The sequence below is a fragment of the Paenibacillus sp. FSL L8-0340 genome (assembly GCF_038593145.1).
In the GTDB taxonomy this organism is placed as follows: Bacteria; Bacillota; Bacilli; order Paenibacillales; family Paenibacillaceae; genus Paenibacillus_AQ.
Genome location: NZ_CP151967.1, coordinates 3,248,769 through 3,267,737, shown reverse-complemented (window position 1 = coordinate 3,267,737; position 18,969 = coordinate 3,248,769). Strand labels below are relative to the sequence as shown.

Sequence of the window (18,969 nt, the reverse complement as noted above, 5' to 3'; positions counted from 1 at the left end):
ACTCAGGGCTGTAGGGACTATTGAAGATCATGAGGTATCCGATCTGTTCATTCTGACCCTGCTAGGCTCATTCCTTGCAGGTAGCTTCATCTACGGAGATTTCGAGCATAGACCTTATGCCGCTTCGGTGTTTTTGCAAATATTGGACAACAAATCCGGCATCCCCTTTGATGCTGAGTTCCTGCTGAAGCTGATTGCGGTCATGCTGATCCTGTTGACGGTATATGCTGCGCGGCTGAGCATTTGCATCCTGTCTTCCTTTGTACTGAAGAAGACTTCACTTATTACCTGCGTCTGGACAGCATTCTGGAAGAAAAAAGATTCAAAGAGCTGATTGCGAATCTCTCGTATGATCTGCGCACACCGCGTGTCACCCACTCGGACGGAGCTGTGGAAGTGCAGATACTTGCCGGTCAACAAGCGGCTATCGTCTTCAGAAATCCAGTGAACGATGCTACTGCTATTGATATACAGCGGATATTCGAACGTTTCTATACCGCAGATCAAGCAAGAGGCGCAACTACAGGACTGGGCTTGTCCATTGTCCGGCTGCTTGCAGAACAATCGGGCGGCAGCACCAGTGCCTCCATACAAGATGGGGTGCTAGAGATAAGAGTCGAGTTGCCTCTAGATGAATCCACCTCCATTGGAAATGATAGCCGCTGAAGAAGCTCTGGGTAATATTATCGCCGCCCAATTGACGGAATAACAAATGCAGCGGCAGGTCTTAGAAGCTAAATTCATTAAATAGCACAACAGAGCACGGCAGGCACATCCTCCGCTGCTCTGTTTTTTTGTGCCGATGAGATAGCTTGTAAGGGTTGAAATTATAAGATCAACGCTGTATGATATATCTAATAGTTACATATCTAATAGATACATTATAGTCAGGAGTGAGGGTTATGGCCAAATCAGGAAATACAATGTTCGCAGTTCTGGGTGTCTTAACGAAAGGAGTCTATTCCGGATATGACATCAAGAAACATTTCAGCGGCTCGCTTCATCATTTCTGGAGTGAAAGTTACGGGCAGATTTATCCTGCTTTGAAGGAGCTTGTTGCTCAAGGATATGCTGTGGAAGCAAGTACACCTAATCAAACACGCGGACAGAAGAAGTATCAGATTACGCCTGAAGGCATGGATCATTTCCGGGAATGGCTGTCCGCTCCCATTGGCGCCCTTAACTACCGGGATGAATTGCTGCTTAAGGTTTTTTTTGCAACCCCTCAGGATAGAGAAGTCATTAGAGGTTTGTTCGAATATGAGCTGGGTGAGCTCACAAATGCCATGGAGGTTTACCGCGAACAACAGCGTGCATTAATGACACAGAAGCAATCGCCGGAAGATTTACCGATGTGGATGTTAACCTTGAACTATGGGATCCTGTCAACCGAAGCTAGATTGCAGTGGTGCAAAGAATCAATTGAATGGTTAAATCAACAGCGTTAACGAGGGAGTGAAAAAAGTGAATCAGAGTGAACTGCATAACATCCAGGGTGTAAACTTTAACATCGATGTACAAGGAACAGGTGAACCGCTTGTGCTGCTGCATGGCGGCTACTCCAACCTCAAGGTGTGGGATCTCCATGTGGAAAGACTGGCTCAAGCTTATCAGGTGATCCGGTATGATCAGAGAGGATATGGACAAAGCGACGCTATCACCACCCCCTTCTCCTATTATCAGGATCTGAAATCCGTTCTGGATCATCTTGGGATTACCCGTGCTAGTGTTGTCGCCTCTTCCTTTGGAGGAAGTGCTGCGATTGACTTCGCTCTAGCCTATCCGGATCGTGTCAGCAAGCTAATCCTTGTTGCCCCTTCGGTTAACGGCGCCAAGTATCCACTGCGGCTGTCCTGGGAAGGCATGAAGGATTTCCTGAGAGTCCGCCGGGTTGGAATCAACAAGGCTGCGGAGCATTTTATGAAGAACAGCTTCTGGCACTACCTCGTTCCACAAGATCAGACGCTTCGGGCCCAATTCAAAGAGCTTTATGTCAGTAATGAAGTCTTTTATCAAGGCAAGCCTAATTTGCATCGTCCTTTAATGCCTCAGGCCTACAGTCGCTTAAATGAAATCAGTCATTCAACACTTGTTATGGAAGCCGGGCTGGATTTACCCTTCAACAAGCAGATCTGCAGATACGTACACAAGAATATTCCAGCTTCAGAATTCGTCCAGCTGCGTCAATGCGGCCATTATCCACATCTTGAGCAGCCTGCTGAATTTATAGAGTTGATTATTGAATTCTTAAATAAAGACTATATAAATTGAGGCTCAAAACCAAAATTAGCGGTTGAAAATTGAAACGGAGAAAAAGCATGGATATAAATGGAAAAACATCTGCAAATCCTGTAATGTTGTAAGTCCTACCAAACAACACGAAAAGGATATGACAGATGCCCATCCAGTATATCAACGAACTGCTTGGATTACCAGAGCTACAACTTCATAGCGTTGTCTCGATCCATGAAACAGAAGTACATTTGGAAGCCTCACCGGTAGCCTACAAACAGGCCTGTCCCCTCTGCCGCTCCGAAGAAGCGGTAAAGCGAGACGGCCGTAATACGCCGCGCAAGATTCGTCATGTCAGCATCTTTGGTAAAAAGTGTTTTTTGCACATTCCCTCACTACGCTTGGCCTGCTCGCGGTGCAATATTGGTTTGTTTGGTCTTATTCGTGTGTTGGCTCCAAGGAACAATACAGTCGTGCTTTTCGCTTGCAGACCGTAAACCAGGCACTGGGCTCCACGGCAGTACATAGTGCCAGAATGCAAGAAGCTCCGGCTAGCACGGTTCAGCGCATGCATCAGTAAACCCTTCCAGCAGAGAGCGAGCGTTTGCTCCAGCAAGCATGGCATCAAGCGAAAGTCCAGACGGATCTGGTGCTCGGTATCGACGATTTTGCGATTAAAAAGGGACACACGTACAACACCGGTATTCACGATCTCCGAGGCGAAACCATGCTAGACCTGCTTTTGGGGCGAAAGCTGGATGCGCTACGCGCGTATGCCGAGCAGCATCCTGAATTTTTAAACCTCAATCCCAAGGCTGTCGTCATGGATCTGGCTCCAGCGTATCACACCTGGATCAGCGAGTGTTTTCCAAAGGCGATTCGGATTGCTGACCGCTTCCACGTTCATGGTTATGTCATTGAAAGTGTCCAAGCTGTCCGGAAATCCGTTCAATCTACCCTTTCCCCCCGGGCCAAAGGGATCTTAAAAAGTCATCACCGACTGCTAAATCCGCCGGCAGATTCCTTACCGGAAAAGAGCAGAACTCAGCTAGATCAACTGCTGGCCTTCTCCCCGCTGCTGCGTGAGGTATGGGAATGGAAAGAATCCTTCTCAAGGTGGTATGATTATTCGCCGAACTTCGATGTGGCACGGCTTGGTTTTACCCGTTGGTGTCAGTAAGGGGAAGGTATTGAGCATCAAGCCGTGCAAAACGCTTTGAAAACGATGCGGAACTGGGAAGAGGAAATCGTGAACTACCATCACTGCCGCTGGACGAATGCGACAGTAGAAGGACGGCATAATCGTATTAAAGCGTACCAACGCCGACACTATTTCACGCGCAATCGTCGATGTTACAAAGCTGGGATTTTAATCGAATGCAATCGGCAACGCTTATTAGGGTGAAAATATCAACCGCTAATTTTTTGGTTGAGCCACATTTATTAAACTAATTTACAGGATACACCTATTGTGAAAACACTCTAAATCACTCGCTCGACACCAGTTATACTAGCGTTGTGTTTGTTATATAAGTAAGATATCAACATCAACTTATCCCAATGACGGTAGTCTACTTGACTCTCATCTAAGAAACTAAAAAAGTCATACCAATCCAATGATTTTTGTTTAGATAAGTCATTAAAAACCTGAATTTGTGAAGCATAATTAATTGAATGCTTTGCAATTACACTTGAATTTATTGCATTTTCTATTCTATTAACAACTCTTTCGAAACAAAGATCCTCCGGCTTGTATTCATTGTATAGTTCTTCTATCAGCTTATTTAAGCCACTTTCATCTACAGTCTCCGCTTCCACATGCTTCAAAAGATTACAACGCTTATCTTTATCAAAATACACTCCAAATTCCCGTATGAAGTCACTCGTATCATCAGGAGTATGTACTATGCTAAGCATATAAGACAAATTACCAAGCACATACCTCAAGTCACTCTTTTTTCTTTGCTCTGGATCTGAGGCGCCTTTCATACTTTTCAACTTATGAGATGCCGTACCATTTGAAACATCATTCTTTTTGAGAATCACATAAAGCGAATCTGTTGCAGTACGTAACAAGTCTGCTGCATCAATACGTTGTTGAATCGCGGCATTATATTGGTAACGCCAATTTTCACGTATCATATGCCGGTTGAAACGAAATCTACTGTATGCAACAGGCGTAAACCCTTCTATATATAGTAACTCCATAGCAGTGTCAATCTTACGTCCTACAATCGCTTCAGGTAAAAATACTATACCTGTTAAAGAACCTTCTTCAAGGTACTGCAATAACTTGACGGACTGAAAATCGCGAACCGATTCGATATAAAAAGAATCAATTGAGTAAAAAAAACATTTTGCGGGATCATTGGTATAGGATTCTGGGATTGTAACCGGACTATAATTTTTATCAAGCATAAAACTCATACGCATAGATATTGCTCCTTTTTAAACAAGTTTGTGTTAAAATTAGTTAGTGTTTTATGTCCAAACATGTAAATATTTTTTATGTCTAGTTCTGAACAAAAACTTTTCGCTAAAAAAACACCTTTCTCAATAACATGATGATTTGGAATATTCATTTCATTGTCATCGGCTACATAGTAATAATTCACGCTATGGACATATCCTTGTTTTAATTGCTCTAAGTAATAAGCACACATAATAAGTGGGCATGCTGGTGTTCCCTTGGGATCATTTGTACTTCTACGCGTAAGCATCAATGTTACGTCATTGACGTCATCTTGATAAATATAACCTTCCGCACCTTCACGTATATAATCATTCTGCATTTTCAATTGTTTATTTAGCAATCTTTTGCCTCGGTTTCTACAATACTTTTCAGAATATATTTCCAATTTTTCTATCTCTACTCCTCTATCAAGTAGGATTTGCTTATATATTTCAGGCAATTCAAAAGTAGCGTTGCTAACCTGCGCAATAGAGCAATTTTGAGCTGAACAAGTAGATCCGATATCGTTTATAAGTAAGCCAAGTCCGAGATTTTTGTTTTCATTTCGACAGTTAACAAAGAGATCTACGGCATCTATAAAGGAACTAATTGTTCCTTGGTTTAAGTTTTCAAGGCCATCTGTAACTACAAAATGCCCCCCAGTTATAATTGTGTTATCCAGAACAAAATCTGTATTCATGATATACCTCCATTCGTTCCTGTTTAGTCTATTTAAATCCTACGATAACGCAATATTTGTACGGTTGAGTAACAGTCGCACCTCAACCAAATAAACGAAACGACTTCTTGCTATTAATAATAATCTCGAGTTCTGAAATAAATAAATCAATTTCGCTTTTTGTATTGTATTTGGACAATCCGATTCGTATTGTCCCATGAATAAATTCAATCGGACATTTTATTGCTTTTAAAACATGAGAGGTTTTTTCATATCGCGAAGAACATGCCGATCCTGTTGATACACAGATCCCCCTGCTTGATAATACTTTTAAGATATACTCACCATCCATTGCATCTGTAGAAAAATTAACATTTGTACAAAGACGCATTTCAGGTTCAGTTGGTCCATTAATTCGAATATTTTTAATTTCCTGTAATTTCGAAACTAAATATGACTGCAATTCATGGACATACAATACATCATCTTCTGTGTACATGCTAACAGCAGTAGCCAGACCCTTAATATATGGGATGTTTTCTGTACCAGCTCGCAATCCACCTTCTTGCTTTCCACCATGAACAATTGGTTGCAACGTTATAGAATTCCTTTTATATACAAACCCAATTCCTTTAGGTGCATGAATCTTGTGCCCTGAAAAAGATGCCATATCAATTAGATTAAAATATTCACTGTATTTCGTTTTAAGATAACTTTGTGCCATATCCACATGAGTCGCAACATCTGGTTTAGTTGTTTTTATAATGCGTAACAACTTGTCCAACGGTTGTATCGTTCCAATTTCACTATTAGCATGAGTTATTGAAACCAGTATTGTATTGTCATTCAATGATTCCCTTAATTGATCTTCAAGCACAAAACCCTGACTATCAACATCAAGATAAGTAACATCAAATCCATTATCAGAAAGATATTTACACGATTGCAAGATCGATGGGTGTTCAATGGATGTAGTAATAATGTGATTTCCTCTGTGTATATTAGCTAAAGCGTAACCCTTTATGCACAGATTATTAGATTCTGATCCCGAACTAGTGAATATAATCTCAATATCCTCACATCCGATGCTGTGCGCAATAATAGACCGTGATTCTGCTAAATCTTTAGCAGCAGCTAATCCACCATAATGCAGAGATGATGGATTTGCATAATGAGATAAACCTTGCATAATACTTTCTTGGACACAAGCATCCACAGTTGTTGTTGCGTTATTATCAAGATAAACCATTCACCATATCCCCCTATTAAAACGATGTATTATCGATTGAATCAAAATTCATTTGCTAAAATTTTTCATGTAACCTCTAATAATTCGTTTAAATTTTTCATACCGATCTTCAAGTAAGATTGAAAAATCATTGATGAACAAATTGTCTTCAGGGAAAATCTCTATATAATGTAACTATAGTTTCAATACATTCGTTCAGCCTTTGCTCAAACTCTACTGTCGGAATGTCCCCTCTCTTCGTAATTCTAGTAGAAAAAGTTTCTCGGAGTTGTGATTCATCCATTTGTTCATAATGTCCTTTATCGAATGGAACAAATAAAATGTCACACACATTAGAATACGGAAACATTTGCTCAATCATAGTTAATCTTTCAAATTGGTTTGGTTCAAAAATTATTGTTTTACCTGATTCGGCAATCTGACCTAATGTTTCACGATCTACCCCTACATAAAAGCCATAATACTTCCCTACAAAGCAGAGTTTTTCGGCGTGAAGCAACTCAAAAAATTGTTCCTCTGTGATACAATTTCGCTCAACAGATTTCTCTTCTACCCGCTTTTCTCTCGTGGTTATAATAGGAACAGTCACAAACAAATCTGGAAACTCGTTAGAGAGCATTCTGAGAAGCGTACTTTTCCCCGATGCGGAAGGTCCAAATAATGCCACTATTGGGACCTTATTAGGTAGAGTAAAATCATTCGCTTTTATCTTTTTCTCTAAGTTCATCAATCATATCTCCTTACGTTTATCAATCTGGCATAAGAAATCACGGATCGCCTGACTAGAATGATCTGTAGCCCCATCCAAATATATTGAGCTGATTATATTCGCCAAATTCTCCGTATCTTGAGGTAACATACCTCGCAATGTCATGGGCATCGTCCCTATCCGAATCCCATAGCCCAACGAATATGGCAACAGCCTATAATTGGTCTCAATATTACCGTCCAATAACTGATTATATTTCTCAAAAGCAATATCTTGATCGTTGATATTAAGAAAAATGAAGTAGGATGATGGTTGATCATTTCTGCGTTCAACGACCGGAATACCATTCTTTTTTAAAGCTTTTTCCAAAGATATTGCATTTTCCATGTATAAACGCGCATTATGCTTAAGTGCAGTTTCATCACTAATAAGCATCCCTGCTTTAAATATATCTGCGAAGTGGAAGCTTGATACGTGCATCGAAATCGCACGCGTAATAATTTCCCATTGTTCATTCAATTCTCGCGAAGCCATAAATGCCTTCTGAGGCCCAGGGAAATTTTTATGCATGGTTCCCAAACATAGATCGAAACCCATGTCAAAAGGATTTTTGTAGTCCCCAACTATAATATTTGACAGATAATGTGAAGCATCAAATATTGTATATGCATCAGTAAACTTAAATATTGGTGAGAAATCCATATAGTTAAGACTTTCGCTTTGATCAACAAATATCATGTCAAAGTTATTATTTTTAAGAAGTTCGCACGTTTTGTCTAAATCTATTTCATGATTATCATAATCAACGGGCATAGTCATAACTTCATATCCAAGATTGCTAAATAAATTTTCAGTTAGATAATGGCCTCCCCCGCTCTCTGATACCAATAACACTTTTTTAAATTTGTTACGAAAAGCTAAAGCAAGTAATGTGTGAGAATGAAGTCCCGAAAGAGGCTTCATTGTAATTGCTTTTGCATTAAGTTTTTGCATCCATTCTTGATAAATCAGTTGAATACTATTCGTTAGTTCAGTCCGACCAGAAAAAATTAACTTATCTTGCTTACCACGGGACATTTCTGGGACATATAAATTCGTTATTTTATCTAAATAATCGGGATTACTAGTGCCCCTATCAGCGAAATTTTCAGTTGGACTTAAGCAAATTTTCTGATCAGCTTTTTCTGAGTAAGACTTTAACTCTGACAATAAATAATCTTTTAAAGACACATATACCCTTCTTTCTGCAATGTGTATAGCTAGAGTGTGTTTGAGTAAAAGTAGTACAAATCTTCCATTATAAATCGGATTAATGCGAGGCAATCCCATTTTGGACACTGATATGGTATGAATTCGTTAGCATCGATGCCGAACCCGATCAGTTTGATCTGGTTCATGTCCATGGTAGCCTTATTCTCGAGTATCTACGGCTCAGCATTGACTCAGCTCAAACCTAGACTGACAACAACATTCTGATTTTCAACGATTGGGATCACCGAACTCGACGACTTTTAATACTCCTCCGCGATGTAAAATAGGTTCAAGGTAATCCTCATAAAAAGATTTTAAAGCCATAGAAGAACGGTCCAGGTTAAATAGTCGAGTCATGAAATCTTGATCCCAATTTCCTATTTTCATGGTATTATCTCTCGTGATCCACCGATCATAAATTGAATTTGATATTTCATTTAAATACTCTAAATTCCAGGACTCGTAAATTTTGTGCGGGATAACATCACCAAATAGCAATTGAGCATGATGTAATGTATAGTACAGCGCAGAATCAGTGTTATTTTTTTTAGCTCTTTGAAACAGAAGTTCCCAGTCTATCTCATGCGTTTGTAGAAAAGAACGAATATCCGTATAGGCAAGTAGGCGAGCATCTTCGCCATCTAAAATATCTCTTAAAGATTGAGTGTGCCAATATAGATGCGTGCACAAATGTGTCAAAAAATCCTCATTACTGAGTCTAAAAATCGGAGTCTCATCTAAATAATCTTCAACAGATCTATCAATTATTTCATCTATGTTGTAACTAAATTTATCGAATACCGTGGATAATCTATGATGGACGTCAATATAAAACCCATTTTTTAGAAGAGGTGATTTGTTTAACTTGAAGAATTCTCCAAAGTGCTGTAATTCTTGTTCGTATCCTTGCAACCTGTCCTCTCCAAGCGGAACTTGTTCACCTGAAGCAGGATCAATCTCACTTTGGCTATACCCAAGCTCTAGCAAAATTTTAAACACTTTATTTATACTTTCTTTCTCAATCAGAATGTCCATATCTCCAAATGGCCTCAAAGCTACATTTTTATACACCTTTGTTGCTAAATAGACCCCTTTTAAAACAATGACTTTGACTCCCTCTTCATTGAATCTTTTCAAAACATTTTTGTACTCGTCCGTCATAAGGCGACCTTTAGACTCAGCCAAAACATAATTTGATCGCAGTAGGTTTTCATAGTGAGTTGGAATAACCTTTAGGCTAGAACAGTGATAATATATTAGTTGCAAAATCGAATGAAACTTAGATTGCTTCAGAATGTATTCCCAATCAAGGTCTGTCGAATTTAGCTTTGTAAGAAAATCAATATTAGGATTTAGTTTTGCCGTTTCAATCAAGAATTCATTATTGCGAATCATGTGCAATCCTCCCAGTAATCGTTAATTTGATTCATACATTAATACTGAACGATACCAATAATCAGATATGTGATGTACAGATCCAGCATTTTAAAAAATCGCTTCCGGTAGAGACACAAGCAGATTATCCAGTTTGTAGAAATGCAATATTAAATCTTTATTAAAAATAATAGTAAATGTAGGCTGGTTTTAATCCGCTGATGGTTTTGGAGACCACCGTCCTTCCAAAGAAACTACATTCACATATAAAGCCGCCCGCAGGAATCGAACCCGCGTCTACCGCTTACAAGACGGCTATCCTACCATTGAACGAGGGCGGCATATGAACAAAACATGATGCGAAAGTGAACCGACGACCGTTTACGACGAAAGAATCCACATAAAAGCCGCCCGAAGAAATCGTACCAACGGCAACCGCTGGCGCCGACAAAATATTATTGTAGTTGAGTTCATCAGTACAACACTCTAGTGTAATGATTCACTAGTTACCAGAACTACTATACCTTTTCAAAGCTAAGCTCCAAATTTTTGATGCTATTAGTAGAAGAACAATTGCTACAATAGGTGACATGTAGTTTATCCAATTAGGATGATCATACGCATCCGTTTTACCTAGCAAGGCAATAGAAGGATAAAAATTCATAAATGCGACTGGAATAATACCTGTAACAACAATTTGGAACCACTTTCCAAAAATATCAATCGGATATTGCTGTACCATAGAATTAATTCTCCACAAAACGGTTGATGCAGTCATGGAACGACCTGTCCAAAATGAAATACAGGCAATCATCCAAAAAATAGCAACTTCTATTCCAGTTCCAGACAATACCGACACCAGGAAATAAATGAATTCAAAAAAACTCCAATCTAACCCTAAATTATAGTAAGCAAGCGTTATTCCTAAAATCCCAATAATTGCATCCCCGATACCTAAATATTGAATTTCTCGCCCTAATAGTTGAACTAATGGACTTATTGGACGAGTAAGAAACTGATCAAACGTACCATTAATTAAATACTCTTCCATCGACGTTAATTGCCAAAAAAGCAAGCTAAATATACTGTGGCCCAATATCCAAAGACTGTATAAAAACACTAGCTCCCATATACTCCAGCCATTTAAATGAACAAAACGTGTTACAATGATGCCAATTAAACTAATATTAATCGCATTAAAAACAAGAATTCCCAGTATACCCGTGAGAAAATCCGTTCGATATTGCATCCGAGATTTCATTGAAATATTTATGAGTTTAAGATAAATTTGGACGATACCCATCTCATCCCCCCTGAACGGTTAGTCTTAAATGTATGCGATTCCATATTAACCTTCCAATAAAAAATAAAATAATTATCCATATTAATTGAAACATAATTGCTTTAAGCGCAGAAATACCGGATAGTTTTTCAATATAAATGGACAAAGGTGTATAATATATACTTTTAAAAGGTAGAAACTCAGCTACACCTACGAGTACTCCGGGAAATAACCATAGAGGAACCATCTGTCCAGAAAAGAACCGAAGTAACGCATTGTAAGCCCACCCGATACTCCTGATATCAAGTGTGATTATAGCAAGAAGTCCAATTAAAAAATTCAATGAGAACAGTACCAAATATCCAAAAACAATACTAATAGTAAATAGTACAATCGTTGAAATATGTTTAGGAATTGACAAATCAAAAAACACATAACTTATCACCAGAGATGGAATTACCAGTGCGCAGAACCTAAAAAATGTTTCACCAAAATTACGCGCTAACATATGAACTTGAAAATCAATTGGTTTCATTAGATCTGAATGTATTAAACCGGTTTGAACTTGAGAAGCAATATAGGTTTGAGGACCCTTACCAGGTGCAAATATAGTTTCGAAAGCCATACCTAATATTCCATAAGTCACCATCTGCTCAAGACTCACTTCGAATGAGCTAGGGTTTTGTGCATATAGACTATTCCAAATCCAATATACACTGTAGCTCATGAACCAAACCGTTACTAACTGTAACCAAAAATCAAAACGATAAATAGCAGTATTATGAAATGCTTGTCTTGAAAATGACCAAAATATCCTCATATTCAAAACACCTCAGATGTGGTATATTTACCTTGGTATATGTTCCGCACCATTTCTTCTATTTCTGGCTCATCCACTGTCAAGTCAGTAATTGAATATTTTGATCCTAGGAAATTAATCAAATTAGATGGTGAGGTAGTAACACGATTAAATTGATACCACTTTCTCTTGCCTTCACTTTTTATCAGTTTTGCATTGGGGACATCAATATCTGGTATATGTTCTTCAAATTCAATAATTAGAATTCTATTGGTTCCATATTTTTTTCGTATATCATCTACGCTACCATCATAGATCGCATGCCCAAAATCAATAATCATCATTCTATCACACAACTTTTCAAGATCACTCATGTCATGGGTAGTGAGTAACACCGTTACTTTTAATTTTTTATTTATTTCTTTTATAAATGTCCTAAGTTTCTCTTTTGCAACGATATCTAGACCAATTGTTGGTTCATCCAGGAATAAAATTTTGGGGCTGTGTAATAACGCTGCAGCTAAGTCCGCTCTCATTCTTTGACCCAAACTTAGTTGCCTTACTGGTGTGTGTTGGAATTGCTCAAGACTTAATAGGTCCGAAAAAAGTTCTAAATTCTGCTTATATAAGTTCTCGGGTATTTTATAAATATCACGGAGTAAACGTAGACTATCAATTACCGGGACATCCCACCAGAGCTGAGTTTTTTGCCCAAACACGACACCAATCTGTTGAACATATTTTTTTCGATCTATGTGAGGTATTAAACCGTTTACTTCTACAATACCGCTTGAAGGAACTAAAATTCCTGTTAACATTTTTATTGTTGTTGATTTCCCTGCTCCATTGGGTCCGATAAATCCCAATAGTTCTCCTTCATTAACTTCAAAGGATAGATTATCAACTACACGTTTTTGCTTAAACTCAGTATTGAATAAATTAGCGATAGGTGAAAAGAAGCCTTCTTTTCGGGTGTATTGTTTATACTCTTTTACTAGATTTTCAACACGAATCATACAAGTGCCCCTCGTTTTAAAAATTTATTTTCCTGGTTCTCTCAACTCAAGTACTTTTAGTACTGCTTCTCTATGCAATATAGGCTCAAGATAATCTTCAAATAAAGGCTTTAAAGCCATTTCACCGCAATTATAATTTATAATCTTGTCATAAAGTCCTGTTTCCACTTTCCAATAATGATAGATCAGTCTCTTGTAATCCATCTATCAGAAATTGCGTTAGATAACTCTAATAACTTATCTCTATTCCAGTCACTATAAATGTCTTACTGAACTACAACACCATACAATAATTGCGTATGAGACTCGTATCGTATAAAACAGTATCTAACCAGTTAATGCTGCTTTATCAAAGATTAAATTCCAATCAGTATCATGTGTTTTGATAAATGATCTGACATCTGAATATGCTAATATTTTTGAATCATCACCATCTAAAATGTCACGAATTTACTGTGTGTGCCAATATAGATAGCTGCATAAATGTGTAAGCAAGTATTCGTTACTTAATCTATATACTGACACACTATCAATATCTTCTAATACTGCACTCATCTATGTCATAAGAAACAAGGTCAAATATAGTTGAAAGACTCTGATGAACATCTATGTAAAAACCACCATTTAGTACGGAAGATTTATCTTTCCTAAGAATTCCACCAAAATGCTGTAACTCTTATTCATATCCATTCACCCTTTCTTTACTTATAGGTGCAAACTCTCCAATTGCTTTATTCAATTCGATTTGATCGTATCCATGATGCCTAAATAATTTAAAGACTAGTTTTGCCCATTACAGCGCTTTTTGTTTTTTTGTCATTTATGCAAACGAATGCACAAATGGCAAAAAATTTATATATACTAGAACCTTCAACCTTTCCTAGTATAACTGTAATTATTTTACTTGGTAAATAAAACAAAGTAAACATATTTAGCAAATTTATGTATATTGTTGGAAGTGGACGAGTTGTTTAAGTGTTTTATATACCACTACTAATGTCGATCAAGAGATTAATTGGTAATAATGAGAATCTATGCTTTAATTAACCAACTACTAGGTCATAAGGAGTTCGTATGGCCAATCAATTCCATTAAGAAAAAAGAAAGTAACCCGAAACCACCATTCTATCAGGCTCCCGTCTAGATAAAATAATCATTAGTTTCAGACTTTTTTTACTGGTTCCACATTTAATTATCACCAGGTATTAAAATCAAATCTGCAAATCTATACGGTCCTTATAGCACCGAAAATAAATTTCAATAAATTGAACTTATAATTCTTCTATTTTGGGGTTGGCCGTGACTACATGTAATTTTCATGTTCAATCTATATAGATGGCTCGCCCGGCGAAAAATCGAGTAGGAGGGGGCGGTAAACCCCCGTCCTCTCACACCACCGTACATGCGGGTCCGCATACGGCGGTTCCAAAAGGTTAACAAAGTTCCAGATAACTTGAAAGCAAACTTTTCAGCCCTTTCGCTTCCCAATAGGAAGTCGGAAGGGCGTTATTCGTGTTCCGGGACATTTCCCATGCGCCTCGTCTCGAGTTAGCCATCATAAAACAGACCCACTCTGGAACCCCAAGCGCCCGGAGTTCGCGGATTCGTGTGCGTACTCGTTTCCATTGCTTCCATAGACACATTCGGAGTCTTCTCCGAATCCACTGGTCCAGCGTTTGGAAGTGTTTCTTAGCTGACGCTAGATGGAAATAGCCGATACACCCCATCAAATACCGGTTCAGTCGGCTAATCCGTTCTTCCATTGAAATCGACCATGTTCGTTTGGTTAGCTCGCGAACTCTTTCTTTAACTGTTGAAAGAGTCTTTGGGGCTAGTCGAATCGTTGCCTGTTTCTGGCTTAGGAAACTGAATCCTAAGAACTTCCGGTGCCAAGGTCTGGCTACCGTACTTTTCTCCCGGTTCACTTTCAGTTTTAACTTTCCTTCTACAAATCTGCTGACCGATTCCATGACCCGTTCGCCTGCTCGCTTACTCGCCACAAAGATGTTGCAGTCGTCCGCATAGCGTACGAATCGCAACCCTCGCCCGGTCAGTTCCTTATCCAGATCGTCCAGTAGAATGTTTGCTAGAAGCGGACTGAGCGGACTGCCTTGTGGCGTTCCCTCCCGGCTGCGCTTAAGCTTTCCATCCACCATGACTCCGGCGTTTAAGTAGGTACGGATTAGTGTCAGCACACGTTTCTCCGTTACTTTCCGCGCGACTCTTGCCATCAGCATGTCGTGATTCACCTGGTCAAAGAATTTCTCCAAATCCAAGTCCACGACCCATCTCAGGCCACTTTGAATATACCTTTGGGCTTGTTTAACTGCGTCATGCGCACTCTTCCCCGGCCGAAAGCCGTAGCTGTACCAAGAGAACCGTGCGTCAAAGATCGGAGTCATGACTTGTAGAAGTGCTTGCTGGAGAAAACGGTCCATCACGGTCGGGATGCCTAGCAGCCGTACGCCGCCTCCGGCTTTGGGGATTTACACCCGTTTGACTGGCGCAGGTCTATAAGTTCCCGCCAGGAGTTCAGTTTTCACCGTTTCCCAGTGCGTATTCAGGTAAACTTGTAGATTCGCTACCGTTACACTGTCCACACCGGGTGCTCCTCCGTTTTGCACCACTCGCTTGTACGCGAGCCGAAGGTTATCTCCTTCGAGCATTCGCTCCAGCAAGTTGTTCTGGTCTTCGCGAGAGGAAGGGGCGACTTGTGCCGACGAAGAGCTCGGCGCTCCGGCATACCCTGGCGGCTTCACCGCTTCTCTTTGCCGCAAGCTCTCTTGCGAGATATTCTGCTGTCGTTGCTCTTCATACGAACGCATCGTTTTCTTCTCTCCTTTCGGTTCAGCCCTTCCGTAAGCTGTTGCAACAGCTTACGTACTATGGCCTCTGCTGACTCCTGCCGGTTCAGCGCAGCCTCTCGGCTACTGTTACAAGTTTTTTTTTTTGCGTATCCGGCAGGTCTCCCCAGATAAGAACGTCATCTTTCCGCCCGCGCCTATCCAAGTTTACGGCTGCAGTCTTTGGCAGCTTAGGATTTCGTCATGAGTGGGTGACTCATCCGGCTGCAACCGCCTCAAATTGATTCGTGTACCTCAGGCCGTGCTTTTGCCTCCAGCTTCCTTCAGATTCCGCCTCACGGTGGACACCCTTGCTCTTGGCTAACGGTAGGCGCTTGCCAGCCCCCGTTCGGGACTTTCACCTAGAGATGACGCCCATGCTGGGCGTACCACACAAAAAAGCCTGCGGCAAAGCGCAGGCTTTCGTTGTTTTTCTATCGCGTTCCATTACTGTAATAGTGATGTTAGAGTCTCCACAAGGTAGCACAACTCGTAATACCCGCGCCTACCGACCACATAAAGAACAAGTCGCCGGGGACCAGCGTACCGTCCTTAATCGCATGGTGAAGGGTGATAAATGGACTGCTTGTGCCTGTGTAGCCATAAATATCCCCAATGTAAGGGAATTTAACGAGCTCCTCGTCCAGCTTGCCCGCGATATCTTTAATGACGCTCAAGTTTAACTGACTAAGGATATAGTGCTTCACATCACTTTTAGTATAGCCATGTTCCTGAAGCAGCTGCTCAATATTGGATACCGCTGTCGGGAAAGCCACATTGACATTGTACTCCGGATGAAGATAGATTTTTTTCTCTTCAAGCGACAGATGTTCTCCGTACATTTGTGTCATGCCTCCGGCAGGGAACTGCATATCCTCCGCCTTCTGCGTATTGGTGTAGTACGCCGAATCTATCAGGCCGGAGTCCGTATCCTCCACTCTCTCCAGCAGAACCGCACAGGCTGCATCTCCGCACAGGCCCTTGGACGCCAGGTCACCTTCTTTGTAGAAACGGGCAATCTGCTCCGACCCTACAATGAGTGCGTATCTAACTCTGGGAGTGGATATCATGGATCGGGCTGCTTGGTCAGCAGCGACAACCATACCTACACAGTTGGCATTACTGTCATAGATAATGCAGGAATCTTTACCCTCCAGTGCCTGGTGCACAAATGCAGCATCTGTCGGAGCGCTGAAATCATGTGTTCCTGAGGAGAATACGATCATATCCAAATCGCTTCCGCTGAGCCCGCAGTTCTTCAATAGCCTTTTGGATGCTTCAATAGCCATATAAAGCGTGCTCTCTTCATAGTCCGCCGCGTAATAACGATCCTTACGGCCAAAGAACTCCCAAATGCCGATAAGCTTGTCCGCTGAAGCTCCGGCCTGCAGAGCCAATTCCTCATTGCTGATCTTATAGGCAGGATGGTACACTTCGGTGCTTATTATTTTGACATTAGCCATGGTCGACCACCCTCTGCTTAGATTTAGGATATACGATTTAGGATTTAACGATTGCCCATGCCTCTTCCACCGTGTCCACAAAATGTCCTTTAAATCCGGCGCTTGGAGCTACTCTCTGTAATTGAGATTTGGCTACCACTTTCTTCGGATTCACCAGAACCGCATGTTTAAATCCGTTATACAGCACATAGCAGCGTTCCAGAACCGGCAATATCTCCGGCTTGAAGGGCGCCATATCATTGCAGTCAATAATCAGAGACATCTCGTGAATCGGCAAGGTCGGCATGGACGCCTCGAATATTTCCACTTCTTTTACCGTTTCAGCCAATTCGGCAAATCCATGCAAGCTGATGAAGATGGTGTTGAATTCCGGGTACATTTTAGTTTCTGCGATCATTTTTTAACGACACTCCTCTAGTTGTTTTTTCAATTTGTGATTGCGGGATTCATTGGAAATAGGTTGATACCCAAGATTTACCGCTTTCCTGCTATCATCAAATTGCATTTTTTGATAGTTTCTAAAAATTTATTTAGGGCCTTCTGACTATTGTACGAAGCACAATAAAGTCATTCGCGTCGCGTGAGATCAAAGTGTCTTTATTAAAATACACAAAATTGTCCGCACTGCGGTTTCGTTCCCCAAGCAAAAAGAGTTCCCCGCTTCGGAGGTTCACTCCGCGGGCTACCAGTTTATTGTTCATCATTTCCGAGAACACCGCATAATTGTCACCCACGATTAATAGATCATTCCGGTCGCCAATTACCCATTCACGCTTAAGCAATACTTTAACAGGGGCTCCGGCTTTACTGCGGTCCATCGTCATATAAATGAAGTAATTTTTGGTCTTGCCGGCAGTATCCACTTCTTTGGAGTCAATCATCCAGACAATATCTTTACCATTCGAAGCTACGAGGTTGAAGGATTCATTTTCTTTCAGCTTATAAATCTCAGTTGTTTTTGAACTTGGCAGATCATACAGATACAACGTGCCGGTGTCCCATTTGCTATAGATGAACTTGTCATCTACAAACTGGTAGACCTGATCAAAACCGAGATCATTAATGGTCTGGGTTTCCAGCGTCGTTTTGTTAGTGAAGTAAAAATATGAGCTACTGCTGTGTGCATAATATTTATCACCCACACCGAGTAATTCCGGATTATTCACTTCCAGCGGAAGCTCGCTTGTTTTTTTGGTTTTCAAATTGTACTGTACCAGCTTCTTCGGGTAGATATTAATTTGCTTAGTCACTTCAATTGTGGACTCATAATAATAAACACTGTCTCCCAGGAGCTGCAAGTTCGTTTTGAACGTGTTAGTTGAAGTGACCTTCTCCGTCGTCTTCTTCTTCCAGTTATGTAAGTACAGCTGATAAGCCCCTTTGCTATCCTTCTCCAGTGAAGCGATCGTGTCACCTGTGAACTTATAGTTGTAGTCAAGCGGCATGTTATATGCAGTTTTGACATCCGTAAAAGTGTACTTCGCAGCTGCGTGGACCGGAGTGGCAATCAGGGGGCCTGCAGCCAAGACCGCAGCCAGAATAAACGTTAAGCCTGGCCTCAATTTGTGGCGAATCTTCAAAAACATGTTTTTTTATTCTCCTTTTGTTGTATTTAGACAA

17 protein-coding genes, 1 tRNA gene and 2 pseudogenes are annotated in these 18,969 nt (G+C 40.4%); 5 read left to right on the top strand and 15 right to left on the bottom strand.

All coding sequences use genetic code 11. The annotated features are described in order from the left end of the window. Nucleotides 1–243 precede the first annotated feature (243 nt). The 5 genes and pseudogenes from NST07_RS14610 (at nucleotide 244) to NST07_RS14590 (ending at nucleotide 3,637) form a co-directional block, all read left to right on the top strand. Entirely contained in the window at nucleotides 244–666 is a 423-nt protein-coding gene (locus tag NST07_RS14610) for an ATP-binding protein (RefSeq protein WP_342481787.1), read from the top strand. A 236-nt stretch (nucleotides 667–902) separates the two neighbouring features. Then, nucleotides 903–1,448: a PadR family transcriptional regulator gene (locus tag NST07_RS14605; RefSeq protein WP_342481786.1), complete on the top strand. Its 546-nt coding sequence runs from the start codon at nucleotides 903–905 to the stop codon at nucleotides 1,446–1,448. Nucleotides 1,449–1,464: 16 nt separating this feature from the next. Continuing rightward, nucleotides 1,465–2,271, top strand: coding sequence for an alpha/beta hydrolase (locus tag NST07_RS14600; RefSeq protein ID WP_342481785.1), 807 nt, complete (start codon nucleotides 1,465–1,467; stop codon nucleotides 2,269–2,271). Nucleotides 2,272–2,396: 125 nt separating this feature from the next. Continuing rightward, a complete protein-coding gene (locus NST07_RS14595; protein WP_342481784.1) occupies nucleotides 2,397–2,729 on the top strand; it encodes a transposase family protein in 333 nt (110 codons plus the stop codon). Between the two features lie 152 nt (nucleotides 2,730–2,881). Continuing rightward, nucleotides 2,882–3,637: pseudogene (locus NST07_RS14590) on the top strand (transposase). A 77-nt stretch (nucleotides 3,638–3,714) separates the two neighbouring features. Here NST07_RS14590 and NST07_RS14585 read toward each other — a convergent pair. From NST07_RS14585 to NST07_RS14515, 15 genes and pseudogenes are all read right to left on the bottom strand, one after another. Next, nucleotides 3,715–4,665 (bottom strand): hypothetical protein, encoded by a 951-nt coding sequence (locus tag NST07_RS14585; protein ID WP_342481783.1) that lies wholly within the window; start codon nucleotides 4,663–4,665, stop codon nucleotides 3,715–3,717. Next, nucleotides 4,656–5,384, bottom strand: coding sequence for a hypothetical protein (locus NST07_RS14580; protein WP_342481782.1), 729 nt, complete (start codon nucleotides 5,382–5,384; stop codon nucleotides 4,656–4,658). The genes NST07_RS14585 and NST07_RS14580 overlap by 10 nt, the downstream gene beginning before the upstream one ends. Before the next feature lie 82 nt (nucleotides 5,385–5,466). Then, the gene (locus NST07_RS14575; protein ID WP_342481781.1) at nucleotides 5,467–6,612 is read right to left on the bottom strand and encodes a cysteine desulfurase family protein; all 1,146 of its coding nucleotides are present in this window, start codon (nucleotides 6,610–6,612) and stop codon (nucleotides 5,467–5,469) included. Between the two features lie 148 nt (nucleotides 6,613–6,760). Then, the gene (locus tag NST07_RS14570) at nucleotides 6,761–7,339 is read right to left on the bottom strand and encodes a hypothetical protein (protein ID WP_342481780.1); all 579 of its coding nucleotides are present in this window, start codon (nucleotides 7,337–7,339) and stop codon (nucleotides 6,761–6,763) included. A gap of 3 nt (nucleotides 7,340–7,342) precedes the next feature. After that, on the bottom strand, nucleotides 7,343–8,650 hold the full coding sequence (locus NST07_RS14565) for a hypothetical protein (protein ID WP_342481951.1): 1,308 nt from the start codon (nucleotides 8,648–8,650) through the stop codon (nucleotides 7,343–7,345). Nucleotides 8,651–8,800: 150 nt separating this feature from the next. Next, nucleotides 8,801–9,967, bottom strand: a complete 1,167-nt coding sequence (locus tag NST07_RS14560; protein WP_342481779.1) for a nucleotidyltransferase family protein — start codon at nucleotides 9,965–9,967, stop codon at nucleotides 8,801–8,803. Nucleotides 9,968–10,216: 249 nt separating this feature from the next. After that, nucleotides 10,217–10,287, bottom strand: a tRNA-Thr gene (locus NST07_RS14555). A gap of 161 nt (nucleotides 10,288–10,448) precedes the next feature. Beyond that, nucleotides 10,449–11,249, bottom strand: coding sequence for an ABC-2 family transporter protein (locus NST07_RS14550; protein ID WP_342481778.1), 801 nt, complete (start codon nucleotides 11,247–11,249; stop codon nucleotides 10,449–10,451). Nucleotide 11,250: 1 nt separating this feature from the next. Next, nucleotides 11,251–12,048 carry an ABC-2 family transporter protein gene (locus NST07_RS14545; protein WP_342481777.1) on the bottom strand — a complete coding sequence of 266 codons (798 nt, stop codon included), beginning with the start codon at nucleotides 12,046–12,048 and terminating at the stop codon, nucleotides 11,251–11,253. A 2-nt stretch (nucleotides 12,049–12,050) separates the two neighbouring features. Next, nucleotides 12,051–13,043: an ATP-binding cassette domain-containing protein gene (locus NST07_RS14540; protein ID WP_342481776.1), complete on the bottom strand. Its 993-nt coding sequence runs from the start codon at nucleotides 13,041–13,043 to the stop codon at nucleotides 12,051–12,053. 24 nt (nucleotides 13,044–13,067) lie between these two features. Further along, the gene (locus tag NST07_RS14535) at nucleotides 13,068–13,247 is read right to left on the bottom strand and encodes a hypothetical protein (RefSeq protein WP_342481775.1); all 180 of its coding nucleotides are present in this window, start codon (nucleotides 13,245–13,247) and stop codon (nucleotides 13,068–13,070) included. 1,229 nt (nucleotides 13,248–14,476) lie between these two features. Next, a pseudogene (gene ltrA, locus NST07_RS14530) lies at nucleotides 14,477–15,868 on the bottom strand (group II intron reverse transcriptase/maturase). 482 nt (nucleotides 15,869–16,350) lie between these two features. Next, a complete protein-coding gene (locus tag NST07_RS14525) occupies nucleotides 16,351–17,349 on the bottom strand; it encodes a ketoacyl-ACP synthase III (RefSeq protein WP_342481774.1) in 999 nt (332 codons plus the stop codon). Between the two features lie 37 nt (nucleotides 17,350–17,386). Next, complete coding sequence (locus NST07_RS14520; RefSeq protein WP_038590982.1) at nucleotides 17,387–17,746, bottom strand: hypothetical protein; 360 nt, start codon at nucleotides 17,744–17,746, stop codon at nucleotides 17,387–17,389. Between the two features lie 133 nt (nucleotides 17,747–17,879). Further along, nucleotides 17,880–18,935: a hypothetical protein gene (locus NST07_RS14515; protein WP_342481773.1), complete on the bottom strand. Its 1,056-nt coding sequence runs from the start codon at nucleotides 18,933–18,935 to the stop codon at nucleotides 17,880–17,882. Nucleotides 18,936–18,969: the final 34 nt, after the last annotated feature.

What these genes read in the sequence shown, in the direction of transcription:
- NST07_RS14535 (WP_342481775.1), bottom strand. Translation starts at nt 13,247, where the DNA reads ATGGATTACAAGAGACTGATCTATCATTATTGGAAAGTGGAAACAGGA.
- NST07_RS14570 (WP_342481780.1), bottom strand. Translation starts at nt 7,339, where the DNA reads ATGAACTTAGAGAAAAAGATAAAAGCGAATGATTTTACTCTACCTAAT.
- NST07_RS14595 (WP_342481784.1), top strand. Translation starts at nt 2,397, where the DNA reads ATGCCCATCCAGTATATCAACGAACTGCTTGGATTACCAGAGCTACAA.
- NST07_RS14575 (WP_342481781.1), bottom strand. Translation starts at nt 6,612, where the DNA reads ATGGTTTATCTTGATAATAACGCAACAACAACTGTGGATGCTTGTGTC.
- NST07_RS14550 (WP_342481778.1), bottom strand. Translation starts at nt 11,249, where the DNA reads ATGGGTATCGTCCAAATTTATCTTAAACTCATAAATATTTCAATGAAA.
- NST07_RS14515 (WP_342481773.1), bottom strand. Translation starts at nt 18,935, where the DNA reads ATGTTTTTGAAGATTCGCCACAAATTGAGGCCAGGCTTAACGTTTATT.
- NST07_RS14540 (WP_342481776.1), bottom strand. Translation starts at nt 13,043, where the DNA reads ATGATTCGTGTTGAAAATCTAGTAAAAGAGTATAAACAATACACCCGA.
- NST07_RS14565 (WP_342481951.1), bottom strand. Translation starts at nt 8,650, where the DNA reads ATGGGATTGCCTCGCATTAATCCGATTTATAATGGAAGATTTGTACTA.
- NST07_RS14580 (WP_342481782.1), bottom strand. Translation starts at nt 5,384, where the DNA reads ATGAATACAGATTTTGTTCTGGATAACACAATTATAACTGGGGGGCAT.
- NST07_RS14545 (WP_342481777.1), bottom strand. Translation starts at nt 12,048, where the DNA reads ATGAGGATATTTTGGTCATTTTCAAGACAAGCATTTCATAATACTGCT.
- NST07_RS14560 (WP_342481779.1), bottom strand. Translation starts at nt 9,967, where the DNA reads ATGATTCGCAATAATGAATTCTTGATTGAAACGGCAAAACTAAATCCT.
- NST07_RS14605 (WP_342481786.1), top strand. Translation starts at nt 903, where the DNA reads ATGGCCAAATCAGGAAATACAATGTTCGCAGTTCTGGGTGTCTTAACG.
- NST07_RS14525 (WP_342481774.1), bottom strand. Translation starts at nt 17,349, where the DNA reads ATGGCTAATGTCAAAATAATAAGCACCGAAGTGTACCATCCTGCCTAT.
- NST07_RS14520 (WP_038590982.1), bottom strand. Translation starts at nt 17,746, where the DNA reads ATGATCGCAGAAACTAAAATGTACCCGGAATTCAACACCATCTTCATC.
- NST07_RS14585 (WP_342481783.1), bottom strand. Translation starts at nt 4,665, where the DNA reads ATGCGTATGAGTTTTATGCTTGATAAAAATTATAGTCCGGTTACAATC.